At 71.7% G+C, this 11,896-nt stretch carries 11 protein-coding genes; 7 read left to right on the top strand and 4 right to left on the bottom strand.

Annotated elements, in window-relative coordinates:
- The first annotated feature begins 272 nt into the window (after positions 1-272).
- Both V5O40_RS23360 and V5O40_RS23355 read left to right on the top strand, forming a co-directional pair.
- Positions 273-1,268 (top strand): glycosyltransferase family 2 protein, encoded by a 996-nt coding sequence (locus V5O40_RS23360; RefSeq protein WP_332907444.1) that lies wholly within the window; start codon positions 273-275, stop codon positions 1,266-1,268.
- Positions 1,261-3,777, top strand: a complete 2,517-nt coding sequence (locus tag V5O40_RS23355) for a hypothetical protein (RefSeq protein ID WP_332907443.1) — start codon at positions 1,261-1,263, stop codon at positions 3,775-3,777. Before V5O40_RS23360 ends, V5O40_RS23355 begins: the two co-directional genes overlap by 8 nt.
- A gap of 81 nt (positions 3,778-3,858) precedes the next feature.
- Here the strand turns inward: V5O40_RS23355 and V5O40_RS23350 are convergent, their stop codons facing one another.
- A complete protein-coding gene (locus V5O40_RS23350) occupies positions 3,859-5,433 on the bottom strand; it encodes an alpha/beta hydrolase (protein WP_332907442.1) in 1,575 nt (524 codons plus the stop codon).
- A gap of 511 nt (positions 5,434-5,944) precedes the next feature.
- Between V5O40_RS23350 and V5O40_RS23345 the strand changes: the two genes are divergently transcribed.
- A complete protein-coding gene (locus V5O40_RS23345; RefSeq protein WP_332907441.1) occupies positions 5,945-6,721 on the top strand; it encodes a hypothetical protein in 777 nt (258 codons plus the stop codon).
- A gap of 36 nt (positions 6,722-6,757) precedes the next feature.
- On the opposite strand, the gene V5O40_RS23340 is transcribed toward V5O40_RS23345, so the two are convergent.
- Entirely contained in the window at positions 6,758-7,234 is a 477-nt protein-coding gene (locus V5O40_RS23340) for a GNAT family N-acetyltransferase (protein ID WP_332907446.1), read from the bottom strand.
- Between the two features lie 88 nt (positions 7,235-7,322).
- Here V5O40_RS23340 and V5O40_RS23335 point away from each other — a divergent pair, with 88 nt between their 5' ends.
- Positions 7,323-7,901 carry a TetR/AcrR family transcriptional regulator gene (locus tag V5O40_RS23335; protein ID WP_332907440.1) on the top strand — a complete coding sequence of 193 codons (579 nt, stop codon included), beginning with the start codon at positions 7,323-7,325 and terminating at the stop codon, positions 7,899-7,901.
- Positions 7,901-9,037: a GDSL-type esterase/lipase family protein gene (locus V5O40_RS23330; RefSeq protein WP_332907439.1), complete on the top strand. Its 1,137-nt coding sequence runs from the start codon at positions 7,901-7,903 to the stop codon at positions 9,035-9,037. The genes V5O40_RS23335 and V5O40_RS23330 overlap by 1 nt, the downstream gene beginning before the upstream one ends.
- A gap of 40 nt (positions 9,038-9,077) precedes the next feature.
- Here the strand turns inward: V5O40_RS23330 and V5O40_RS23325 are convergent, their stop codons facing one another.
- A complete protein-coding gene (locus tag V5O40_RS23325) occupies positions 9,078-9,305 on the bottom strand; it encodes a hypothetical protein (protein ID WP_332907438.1) in 228 nt (75 codons plus the stop codon).
- Positions 9,306-9,312: 7 nt separating this feature from the next.
- Between V5O40_RS23325 and V5O40_RS23320 the strand changes: the two genes are divergently transcribed.
- Positions 9,313-10,191 carry a DUF5753 domain-containing protein gene (locus tag V5O40_RS23320; RefSeq protein WP_332907437.1) on the top strand — a complete coding sequence of 293 codons (879 nt, stop codon included), beginning with the start codon at positions 9,313-9,315 and terminating at the stop codon, positions 10,189-10,191.
- Here V5O40_RS23320 and V5O40_RS23315 read toward each other — a convergent pair.
- On the bottom strand, positions 10,179-11,120 hold the full coding sequence (locus tag V5O40_RS23315; RefSeq protein ID WP_332907436.1) for an SDR family NAD(P)-dependent oxidoreductase: 942 nt from the start codon (positions 11,118-11,120) through the stop codon (positions 10,179-10,181). The genes V5O40_RS23320 and V5O40_RS23315 overlap by 13 nt on opposite strands.
- 103 nt (positions 11,121-11,223) lie before the next feature.
- Here V5O40_RS23315 and V5O40_RS23310 point away from each other — a divergent pair, with 103 nt between their 5' ends.
- On the top strand, positions 11,224-11,889 hold the full coding sequence (locus V5O40_RS23310) for a TetR/AcrR family transcriptional regulator (RefSeq protein WP_332907435.1): 666 nt from the start codon (positions 11,224-11,226) through the stop codon (positions 11,887-11,889).
- Positions 11,890-11,896 lie beyond the last annotated feature (7 nt).

Genomic DNA, 11,896 nt, shown 5'->3' with positions numbered 1-11,896 from the left:
GCCGGGTCCCCCCGCCCGGCCCCCCCCCCCCGCCTCCCCCGGCGGGCCCGGCCGGCGCCCCCCCGGGGGGGGGGCCCCCACGGCGCGACCGCCCCGCCCTGCCCGACATGACGGCCCGACCATTCACGCGGCAGGCGGGATTCGCCGGCCGTTAACGCCAGCGCCGGGCGGGAGTCAACTTCCCGGGGAAGGGTGACCGCTTGCTCGCTTTGTGCGGGCGCTCTCGAAGTGGACTCTGCGTGGGACGGGGCCGGCAGACAATGCGATCCGACGTGACCGGAGAGACGACCCTGTCCGTGGTCGTGCCGATGTACAACGAGGAGGCCGTGATCGACGGCCTCGTCGCCCGGCTCCGGCCGGTGCTCGACGACCTGCACGTCGACTACGAGGTGGTGGCCGTCGACGACGGCAGCCGAGACGCGACGGTGGCGCTGCTCACCGCGCGGGCGCGGGACTGGCCGCAGCTGCGCGTCGTCCGGTTGCGACGCAACAGCGGCCATCAGGCGGCGCTGACCGCCGGCCTGCACCGGGCTCGCGGACGGTGGGTGGTCAGCCTCGACGCCGATCTCCAGGATCCACCGGAGACGATCGCCGAGATGTTGCGGTTGGCCCGGGCGGGCGCCGCCGTGGTGTACGGGGTACGCGCCGACCGCAGCACCGACACCTTCTTCAAGCGGCACACCGCGCGGATCTACTACCGGCTGATGCGGCGGATCGTCGGCGCGGAGGTGCCGGCCCAGGCGGGCGACTTCCGGATGGTCAGCCGGGAGGTGGTGCAGACGCTGCGTCGGCTGCCGGAACACAACCCGGTCTACCGGCTGCTGATCCCGGCCCTCGGCTTCCCCAGCGCCGAGGTCCGCTACGTGCGCGAGGCCCGGCACGCCGGTCAGACGAAGTACCCACTGCCCCGGATGATCGCGCTGGCCTGGGACAGCGTCGCGAACTTCTCCGCCGCGCCGTTGCGGCTGGCCACCTGGCTGGGCACGGGTAGCTTCCTGGCCTGTCTGGCACTGATGGCCTTCGGCGTCATCGGGCACCTGCGCGGGGTGACCATCCCCGGCTGGACGTCCCTGTTCGTCGCGGTGCTGCTGCTCGGCGGAGTGCAGTTGGTCTGCCTGGGCCTGCTCGGCGAGTACGTCGGCCGGATCTACGCCGCCGTGCAGAACCGGCCGACCTTTCACGTCGGGTCGGACACCGCCGACGACCGGCCCACCGGGACCGAGCACCGGACGGCCGACGCGCGTCCGGTCGCTGCCGTCCGTGGCTGAGTCACCGCTGCCCGCCGCCCACTCGCAACCGTCCGCCGTGTCAACGGCGGCACCGCCCGGTCGGGGCCCGGCGGGGCCGGATCCGGCAACCGCGCAGGCCACGGCGGCACCGGGGGCCGACGCGGCTTCACCCGCCCGCGGCCCGGACGCGCTACGTCGGTCCGCCACGCTGCTGCCCTGGTTGGTCGTGCTCGCCGTGCTGCCGATCGTGTGGTGGGACGGCGGCATCCCGGTGGCCGAGGTCGGGGCGTTCGGGGCCTACTGGACGTTGGCGGTGGTGCTGCCGGGAACGCTGGTGCACCGGGCGTTGCGCGGCAGCCGGGGCAACCTGCCCGAGGATCTCGGCTACGGCGCGGCCACCGGCCTGCTGCTCGAACTGGCCGCCTGGGCGCTCGCCGCCGCGACCGGCGGCCAGCACCTGCTGCGCTGGTGGCCGCTGCCGGTGGTGGTGGTCTTCCTGGTCGCACCCCGGTTGCGGCGGCACTGGCGCACCGGACCCGGTCGGCGGCCACCGCTGGCCTGGCACTGGGCGATCTGCGCGGTGCTGCTGCTCATCGCCGGGTGGGGTTACGCCAACTGGCGGTCGTTGCCGCTGCCGCCGGCCGACTACGCCTACTATCCGGATCTGCTCTACCACCTCGGACTGGTGCACGAACTCACCCGGGACATGCCCTTCCAGCTGCCACACCTGGCCGGGGAGCCGCTGCGCTACCACTACCTGTCCGACGCGCACATCGCCAGCGCCAGCATGATCACCGGCGCGCCGCCGGCCACGGTGCTGCTGCACCTGTGGGTGGTGCCGGTCGCCTGGGTCGCCGCGCTGGTCGCCGCCGCGCTGATCCGCGAACTGGCCGGACCGTGGTGGGTCGGTCCGCTGGCCGCCGCCGTGGGGTACCTCGGCGCCTCACCCACGTTCGGCTCGCCGCTGGACATTCCGTGGACCCGCGCGCTGTCGTACGGCAGCCTCTCTCAGACGTACGCGCTGCCGCTGCTGATGCTGCTCGCCGCCGTCTGTGTCCAGGTGCTGCGCGGGCGGGCCCTCGGCCCGGCCTGGGTGCTGGTTCCGGCGCTCGGCCTGGCCTGCGCGGGTGCCAAGTCCAGCGCCCTGCCGCCCCTGATCGCCGGCCTCGGGCTCGCCGCGCTGGCCGCCTGGATCCGCCGCCGTCGGGTGCCGTGGCGGGTGTTCGCGGTGCTGGCATCGCTGGTCGCTGCCATGGCCGTCGGCTACCGGCTGTTCGCCGGTGGCGGCGCGGGCACCCTACGGGCCCAGCCCTTCGGGCTGATCCGCCTTCTGGTGCCTTATCAGCAGACCTACGGTGCGGACGAAGGCGCCCAGTTCGGCGGGCTGCTGCCGCCGGGCCTGGCCGAGGCGGACGGAACGGCCGCGTGGCTGCTCGCGGCGGCTCTGTTCGGCTCGTGGCTGCTGCGGCAGACGCCCCGGCTGGCTGGCGGGCTGCTGCTGACCACACCGACCCGACGCGATCCGATCGCCTGGTTGTTCACCGGTGCGGTCGCCGCCGGCCTCGCGGTGGCCTGGCTGACCTACCATCCCTCCGCCAGCCAGATCTACTTCTGGTTACCCGTCATCCCGTTCGGTGCGCTGCTCGCCTGCTGGCTGCTCGCCCGGATCCGGGTGCGGTGGCCGGTGCTCGTGACGGCCGGTCTCCTCGGCCTGCTCGCCCAACTGCTCGCCCCGCCACTCGGGTCGCCGCCCGCGCTGACCCGGGCGGAGCGGGCCGTCGAGTCGGTACGCGTCGCCACCGCCAACGACTGGATGACCACGCTCGGCTGGTCGGCTGCCCGGTACGCCGCCCTGATCGTCCTGGCCGCACTGCTCGCCGTCGCGGTGGAGGCGCTGCTCCTCACGTGGCCCCGGGCCGCCGTCACCGCCCGCCGTGCCGCCCTGTTCCGCCGGCTGGGCCGCCCGGCGCGGACCACGCTGCTCGGCAGGTCGGCGCTGGCCGGGACGGTCACGGCACTGCTCGGCGCCAGCATCGCCACCGGAGTGGAGATTCCGGTGCGGCACCTGCTCGCCAGTGCGGACCCGTTCGGCGCCGTCAACCAGCAGCTCGTGGTGTCCGAGAACGAGATGCGGGCCGCACTCTGGCTGCAGGAGCACACCGACCCCGACGACCGGGTCGCCACCAACGTGCACTGCCGACCCGTACGCACCACGCCGCACTGCGACGCCCGCGCCTACTGGGTCACCGGCCTGGGCGGCCGGCGCGCGCTGGTCGAGAGTTGGGCGTACGCCGACGAGGTCGTCGCCGCCCACGGCCGCGACGGACACGGCTACCCCCGACAACCCGCACCCGACCCGGCGTTGTTCGCCCTCAACGAACGGGTCTTCACCGATCCCACCCCCACCAACCTGGCCCGGCTCCGCGACACCCACGGGGTGCGCTGGTTGCTCGCCGACACCAACGCCGGACCGGTCTCCGCCGACCTGGCCCGGCTCGCCCCGGTCCGCTACACCGCCGGCCCGGTCACCATCCACGAACTGTCCTGACGCCTTCCGGCCTGGGGTGTACCGACCAGGTCGGGGGTGGTCGGCCCGCCTCGGCGAACCGGCCACCCCCGGACCCGACAGCTAGAACAGCCAGGTCGGCAGCGACGGGGCACCGCGCAGCGGCACCGGCGGCTGGGCTGCGGGACCGGACTCCTGACTCGGCGCCCGGCCACGGGCCGACGTCGTGCCCGGCGGCGGGGCGGCGGCACAACGGGTTCCCTCCGCCGGCACGACCCGGTCGATCAGGTACGTCTCGATGGCCTCGTCCGCGCAGCTCACGCGGCCGTACACGATGTGTCCCCAGCCCTCGTAGGTGAGCAGTTCGGCGTGGTCACCGAACTGGTCGGCGGCACCGAGCGCCCAGTTGTAGCCGGTCGCCGGATCGTGCAGCGAGTTGACCAGCAGCAGTTTCGACCCGTTCGTCGGGTTGATCCGCCGCTGCGGGTTGTTCGCCGGAGTCGGCCAGCCCAGGCAGATCGCGCCGACCGACGCCCGGGGCGGGTTCGGCAGGTCCGGTGCGGCGCGCTGGGCCTCGGCGAGGATGGACCGCCACTGGGTGACGTCACGCGCCTTCAGGTTCCAGTCCTGGCAGAGCACCGCCTGGTACGCGAAGGGCACCACGACCGGCGGTTCGTCGGCGGCCTCCCGGGCCACCGCCGCCGACGTCCCCCAGGGCCGTCCCGCGTCGACCCGCTCCAGCTCGGCGGCGATCTCCAGCCAGTACGGCTGGTAGTTGAGATTGCCCAACACGAAGTTGACCAGATCCCGCTGGGTGATCTTGTAGCTGTGGTCGTCCGGATCCGGCAGCTCGCCCCGGGCGGCGCGGTCGAGCAGCCGCTGCCAGAACTGGCGGATGTCGCGGCCGTACAGGGCGCACTGCGGCAACCGGGAGCAGCCCGCCACGAACTCGTTGAACGAATCCTGCCCGGTGGCCGCCTGGGTGACGGCGAACCCGCGCGCGTCCTGGCTGTGATCCATCACGCTGTCGGCCACAATGGCGCCGACGCGGCCCGGATACATTTCCGCGTACTGCTGGGCCATCAACGTGCCGTATGACATTCCGAGAAAGTTCAGCTTGGCGTCACCGACGGCCGCGCGTATCGCGTCGATGTCCTGGATCACCTGGAGCGTGTCCACGTGATCGAATACCGGCCCACTGTTGGCGCGGCAGTCGTCGGCCAACGCCCGGCTCGCCGAGACCATCCGGGAAAATGCGCTGGATGTTTTGATCGGCTCGACCGGCAAATCGTTGATCCGGTCGAGAGTGCACATGATCGGTGAACTGCGGGCCACCCCGCGTGGATCGAATCCGACGATGTCGAAATGACGACGCAGTTCGTCGCCGTAGGTGGCCCACAGCGCCGAGTCGACACCGGAGCCGCCCGGACCGCCCGGGTTCACCAGCAGCGACCCGCGGCGCACCGCCGGATCTGTCGCCGGCCGCTTGGCCAGCGCCAACTCGATGGTCGGCCCGCCCGGATCGGCCCAGTCGACCGGTACCTCCAGGGTGCCGCACAGGGCGCTCGCGTCCTGCTCGCACGGCGTCCACGCCACGTCCCCGCTCGGGGACGCGGACCCGGACGACGGGGCGAGCGGCGCCAGCACCACCCCCACAGTTACCCCGGCGAGCAATCGCCGGATCAATTTTCTGCGCATGCTCCCACTCCCAGGTCGTTTTCCGGCTTTCCGCCGGCCGGTGCTGAACGTAGCGAACACGCCACGGCCCGGGGTTACCGGAGAATGTCGTCGCCACTACCATTCGGGTCGCGACCTGAATGACCGGAATGACAGGATCCGGGAGCGCTCCCACGGATCGCTCGTGAATGGCGAGGTCAGGCAGGATAAATGCGGGGGTCGTGACCGGTGACCCGACGCCCCTGCGTCGATTGTCAACATGGCGGAGGTCACAGGCGGCAGCGATGTTCGCGCTAACATCAGAGGCACTCCATCGCAACGCCCGGTCAAATTGCGTGACGAATTGGAAACCACGGATTCACGTACTCGAACGGGCAGGCCCGCTCCCCGGCCTCGGACGCCCGACGTGCGGTCGGGTACGGCGATCCGCCGGTCGCGGCGGCTCCGTGCCGGCCCGGGACACGCCCGGCCGTCGGTTTTGCCGGGCGCGTCGATGGGCAGGAGGCCACAATCCGACGGTGGAGGCGACGCGATGAGCCAGCACGTGCACCAGCAGGCAGGGCGGACGCGCCTGGCGAGAACGGCGCTGGTGCTGCCCCTGCTCGGCGCCCTCGCGGTCGTCGCCGGCTGCGGGGGCGCCGGCACCACCGGCGAGCCCGGCTCGACCGCCACCCCACCACCGTCGGCGTCGAGCGTGGCGACCGAGCCGGCCACGGCCACTCCGACGGCCGACGCGACGGTGGTCATCCCGAAGTCGGCCTTTCTCGAACTGCCCGCGGAGTTGCGGAAGCTGCCGCCGCGCACGATGCCCGTCGCCGACGCGGTACCCGAGTTGTGCGACGACGGGTTCGGCACCGGCGGTCGGTCGGTCACCGCCAGCGCCGCGATGATGGCCGGCTACCGGCAGCCCGGCGATCCGCCCTCCAACGTGCCGTACGGCACGATCGCACAGACGATCTTCACCTTCTCCGGTGACGGCGCGGCGGACTACCTCCGGCGGCTCCGGGCGACCCTCGCCGACTGCGCCTCCTTCACCGTCGACAACGGCGACACCGTGCAGGTCCGCGGCGAGGCGTTGCCCGACGCCGGCGACGAGGGACTGCTCGTCGTCCAGGTACGGCCGGCGCGGAACCTGCCGGGCGACCTCGTCGAGGGCGAGACGACGACCACGCAGGTCGCCGTGGTACGGGTGGCCGACGCGGTGACCCTGCTGCACGACGAGGGGTGGGAAGGCACCAGCGGCGACCCCGCTCTGGTGGACGACTTCGTGCGGGCGGCGGTGGACGCCCTCGACACCTGGCAGCGCTGAGACCCGGAGCAGCCGGCGCCGAGCCGCCGGGAGCGGTCAGTCGGTGCCACGGAGTCGACGACGCATGATCCAGGTTGACGCCGTGCCCTCCCCGGTCACCGCGCCCGTACCCGGGTCGATCGCACGCCAGCGGTGCCGGTGCGGTCGTACGATCACGTAGCCCAACCTCGCGTAGAACGAGACGGCAGCCTCCTCGTCGACGTCCACGTCGAGACTCATGGCGTCGGCTCCCCGGGCCGCACCCGCCGCTTCACCGGCTTCGACGAGCGCCCGTCCGATGCCACGGCGACGGGCCGACGAGACCACCGCCAACCCGTACAGCCATGGGTTCGGCGGATCGCAGCCGTCCCGCCACCGGACGCTCACCACACCCACCACGCGACCGGCGGCCACGGCGACGAACATCTCCTCCGCGCCGCGCCGGGCGGCCTGGAGCCGCACCTCGGCGCGGTCCCGCGACCCCGCCAGCTCCCCCAGCCCGTCCAGGTCGGTGTCCAGCACGGCTCGGATCATCACCCGGACGACCGTACCGGGGTACGTCGTGCCGACCACCGAACCTAAGGTCATTAGGTTGATGGCTACATGGTGTAGGGTGGTGGGTATGGCACGCGCGAACCTGACCCGGTCGGTCGTCACCACCGCGGCGGCGGAGCTGGCCGACCGGGAGGGATTCGAGGCGATCACCCTGTCGGCGCTGGCCCGCCACTTCGGGGTGCAGACCGCGAGTCTCTACTCACACGTCCGCGACCGGTCGGCACTGCTCGACAGCGTCCACGAACTGGCCCTCGGTGAGCTGGCCGACCGGGTCGCCGTGGCCATCGGTGGCCGGGCACAGCGCGACGCGCTCACCGCCCTCGCCGACGCGCACCGTGACTACGCCCGCCAGTGCCCCGGCAGATGGGCCGCGCTGCAACGGCCGGCGGCGGCATCGACCGTGCGCTCGGACGCGGCCGGTCGACTGGTCGCGCTGACCCTGGCGATGCTCCGCGGCTACCGGCTGCCGGAGACCGAACTCGTCCACGCCACCCGGCTGCTCGGCGCGACCATCAACGGCTTCCTGGCGCTTGAGGTCAACGGCAGCTTCGGGCACCGCGAACCCTCCTCCGACCTCTCCTGGCAGCGAGCGTTGAGCGCGCTCGACACCGCCTTCCGCTCCTGGCCCACCGAAGGGAACCACTGATGCCCGTCCCATCCGATCTTCTCCGTGGCCTCGCCGAGACCGAGGTCACCCCGCGCGGCATCCGGCCACACCGGCTGCCGGCCTGGGTACGGCAGCAGTTCCCGGACGGTCAGCTGCTCGCGATGGAGAGCCAGCCGTCCGGCGTACGCCTCGTCTTCCGGACGGCGGCGAGCACGCTCGACCTGGTGACCCACCCCACCCGGATCACCTACCTGGGCGCCGAGCGACCGCGTGGCCGCATCGACGTCTATGTCGACGGCGTCCTCGCCCTCCGCGACCCGCTCGGCGGCGGCGACCGGGTGAAGGTCGACCTCACCAGCGGCCAGAGCGTCTTCCATCCCGGGTCGGCGCACACGACAAGGGTTTCCGGGCTGCCCGCCGGCCGGCACCGGATCGAGGTCTGGCTGCCGCACAACGAGAGCGTCGAACTTGTCGACCTGCGGTCGGACGCCCCGATCGAGCCGGACGACGCCACCCTGCCGCTGTGGGTGCACCACGGCAGCTCCATCAGCCACGGCTCGAACGCAGTCGCGCCCAGCGAGACCTGGCCGGCCGTCGCCGCCCGCCGGGCCGGTGTCGAGTTGCGCAACCTCGGGCTGGGCGGCAGCGCCTTCGTCGACCCGTTCCTGGCCCGCGTGATCCGCGACGCCCCCGCCGACTACATAAGCGTCAAGCTCGGCATCAACGTGGTGAACCTCGACGGGATGCGGCTGCGCACCTTCGTCCCCGCCGTCCACGGTTTCCTCGACACCATCCGCGACGGTCACCCGGACGTCCCGCTGCTGCTGATCTCGCCGCTGTTCTGCGGCATCCACGAGGACACCCCCGGGCCGGGCGCGATCGACCCCGACTCGATCGGCACCGACCAGGTGCGTTTCGTCGCGACCGGAACGCCCGGGGACGTCGCGCTGGGACGCCTGACGCTCCAGGTCATCCGGCGTGAACTGCGCTCGCTGGCCGAACGACGCGCCGCCGACAAGAACCTGCACTACCTCGACGGCACCACCCTGTACGGCCCGGCCGACGCCGTCGACCTTCCGCTACCGGACGGCCTGCACCCGAGCCCCGAGGCCCACCAACGGATCGGCACCCGTTTCGCCGAGTACGCCTTCACTCCGGACGGCCCGTTCGCGTAGGTGTCGCCACACCGCAAACAGCCATACCGCAATCTGCCAGCTAGCAACCTTGGGCGATTTTTTTTACTGCGCCCGGGTTGTCCAGGCGCACCATGCCAACCGTGCCGAGGGCCGCGCCGGCCACCAGCCAGCAGATCTGGGCAACCGACAGCTGCTCGTCGGCGGTGGCGAGCCCGACGGTCGCCGTGCCAGCCACGATCGCCACGGCACCCGCCAGCGCCGGCACGTCAAAGCGCCGAGTGCGTCGGTTGCCGGAACGGTCGACCATGTCTTCCATGATGCCCGATCGCCACCACCCTGACCACGCCCTGGATCAGGAGGAACCGACGCCCGCGGTGGCACGTTGGCTGATCCGCACCCGCCTCCGCCGGCTGCGCGAGCGACGCCTGCTCACCCAGGATCAGGTGGCCAATGAGGTGGAATGGTCGCTGTCCAAGGTCGTCCGCATCGAGAGCGGCGCTATCGGGGTCAGCGTCAACGACATGCGTGCGCTGCTCGCCCTCTACCGCGTCGAGGACCGGGCGCAGTTCGACGAACTACGGGTACTCGCGCTCATCGCACGCTCCCGTCGCGACCGGCGGATCTTCAACATGCCGTCGTCGGTCCGTGCGGTGTTCGAGCAGGTCGCCCACTTCGAACGATCCGCGACCACCATCGACGTCTACGCCGCCACGTGGATTCCCGACCTCCTGCAGACCCGCGAGTACGCCGCCGCGCTCGCACCTGTCCGACTCGGCAACCAGGTCGTGACCGACGACGTGGCCACCTCCGTCATCCAGCGTCAGGAATGGTTGACCCGTCGCACCGGACACGTCCGGACGACCTTCCTGATCCAGGAGGCGGTGCTGCACCGCCAGGTCGGCGGCGCCTCGGTGCTGGCCACCCAACTACGGCGGCTGGCGGCGGCACCATCGGTCCGCATCATCCCCCGCACCGCCGCCGCCCGATTCGTCGCCGCACCGTCCTTCGCCGTCATGACGATCGGCGACCACGGAAGTCTTGCCTTCGTGTACGGCTTCGACGGCAGCATTCAGCTCGTCGAGGAGCCCGAGCGGCTCGCGCAGCTCCAGGATGCCCTGTCCCAGGCCAGCGAGTTCGCCACCGATGCCGCCACGTCGTCACGGCTCATCGCCGAGGCGGGTCAGGAGCGGTAGTCGGCGGGAGAGACGTTCTGCCTGGGCTCGACGACGGGGAACGTGACTCCGGTGAGGTCTTCGGAGACGGCCCACAGCCGCTGCTGGACGGCCACCTCGTACGACTCCGGGCTGGAGGTGACCAGCCGGGGGTGGCCCATGACCTCGCCGCGTCCACCGGGACCGTAGTACTGGCCGCCGAGCACGGCGGGATCGGTGGCGGCGCGCAGGGTCGGCAGCGCGCCCATCGCCGGTGTCTGGGTGATCAGCGGCGCGAGCCAGGTGAGCGGAAGCCGGAGCGCCGCGGGGCTGTTGCGGGCGAGTTCGGTGCTGGACACGCCGGGGTGCGCGGCCACCGCGACCGTGGTGCCGTACGGGGCGAGCCGGCGCTGCAACTCGTAGGTGAACATCAGGTTCGCCAGCTTGGACTGACCGTAGGCGGCGACCCGGCGGTACGACCGCTCCCAGTGCAGGTCGTCGAAGTGGATCGCGGCCCGGATGCGGTGACCGACGCTGCTGACCGTCACCACCCGGGAACCGGGCACCGGCAGCATCAGGTCGAGCAGCAGGCCGGTCAGCGCGAAGTGGCCGAGGTGGTTGGTGCCGAACTGCATCTCGAAGCCGTCCCGGGTGGTCTGCTTCGGGGTGTACATCACGCCGGCGTTGTTGATCAGCAGGTCGAGCCGGTCGAACCGGGAGCGCAGTGCCGCCGCCGCGGTCCGCACGGAGTCGAGCGAGGTCAGGTCCAGTTCCTGCACGGTCACGTCGCCGGTCATCCGGGCCGCCGCCCGCTCACCCTTGCCGACATCGCGGACGGCGAGCACCACGGCCGCCCCGCGCTCGGCGAGCGCCTTCGCGGTCTCGTACCCCAGCCCGGTGTTGGCTCCGGTCACCACGGCCACCCGCCCGCGCTGGTCCGGAACGTTCGCCGTCGTCCACTTCTCACCCATGCCAGTCTCCCTTTACGTACCGGAGGTATCTTGTACCCACAACGCTAAAGTACTATCGGTACGTTGTCAACGTACCGACGGTACGTAAGCTAGGATGGCGATCGTGACATTCCAGCGGGCGCGTACCGAGGAGCAGCGGGAGATTCGCCGACGGGCGATCCTCGACGCCGCGTCGGCGATGCTCGACGAGATGCCGGTGGCCGCGGTCACGCTCAACGAACTCAGCCGCCGGGCGGGTCTGGCAAAGCCGAACGTGCTGCGCTATTTCGAGTCCCGCGAGGCGGTGCTGCTGGAACTGCTGGACCGCTTCCTGGCGGAGTGGCTGGCCGACCTGACAGCCGAGCTGACCAACGGCATCGACGCGAAGCTACCCATGGCCGAGCGGGCGGTAGCGGTGGCCGAGATCCTCAGCCGCTCACTCTCCGGTCGCGTGGTGCTGTGCGACCTCTTCGGCGCGCAGGGCAGCGTCCTGGAACACAACGTCTCCGTCGAGGTCGCCATCCGCCACAAGCGCGCCTCCCTGGCCCACCTGGCCACCATGGCCGAACTGATCCAGCGGCATCTGCCGGAGCTGGACGAGAACGCGGAGCTGTTCGGCCTGCAAACGCTGGTCATGGCCGGCTCGCTGGCGGCGTACGCCACTCCCCCGCCCAGCCTGGAGGCGGCCTACCAGGCCGAACCAAGCCTTGCCCGCTTCCACCTGGAGTTGGAGGACGCCTTGAAGCTGGCCCTGACCGCGACCCTTCTGGGCGTGCTACCCCGCCGCTGATCGTGAC

The organism is Micromonospora palythoicola, from assembly GCF_036689795.1.
In the GTDB taxonomy this organism is placed as follows: domain Bacteria; phylum Actinomycetota; class Actinomycetes; order Mycobacteriales; family Micromonosporaceae; genus Micromonospora; species Micromonospora palythoicola.
The sequence above is the reverse complement of the archived record's forward strand: the minus strand, read 5'-3'. Positions and strand labels throughout refer to the sequence as shown.

What these genes read in the sequence shown, in the direction of transcription:
- V5O40_RS23350 (WP_332907442.1), bottom strand. Translation starts at nt 5,433, where the DNA reads ATGCGCAGAAAATTGATCCGGCGATTGCTCGCCGGGGTAACTGTGGGG.
- V5O40_RS23345 (WP_332907441.1), top strand. Translation starts at nt 5,945, where the DNA reads ATGAGCCAGCACGTGCACCAGCAGGCAGGGCGGACGCGCCTGGCGAGA.
- V5O40_RS23340 (WP_332907446.1), bottom strand. Translation starts at nt 7,234, where the DNA reads ATGATCCGAGCCGTGCTGGACACCGACCTGGACGGGCTGGGGGAGCTG.
- V5O40_RS23335 (WP_332907440.1), top strand. Translation starts at nt 7,323, where the DNA reads ATGGCACGCGCGAACCTGACCCGGTCGGTCGTCACCACCGCGGCGGCG.
- V5O40_RS23330 (WP_332907439.1), top strand. Translation starts at nt 7,901, where the DNA reads ATGCCCGTCCCATCCGATCTTCTCCGTGGCCTCGCCGAGACCGAGGTC.
- V5O40_RS23325 (WP_332907438.1), bottom strand. Translation starts at nt 9,305, where the DNA reads ATGGTCGACCGTTCCGGCAACCGACGCACTCGGCGCTTTGACGTGCCG.
- V5O40_RS23320 (WP_332907437.1), top strand. Translation starts at nt 9,313, where the DNA reads ATGATGCCCGATCGCCACCACCCTGACCACGCCCTGGATCAGGAGGAA.
- V5O40_RS23315 (WP_332907436.1), bottom strand. Translation starts at nt 11,120, where the DNA reads ATGGGTGAGAAGTGGACGACGGCGAACGTTCCGGACCAGCGCGGGCGG.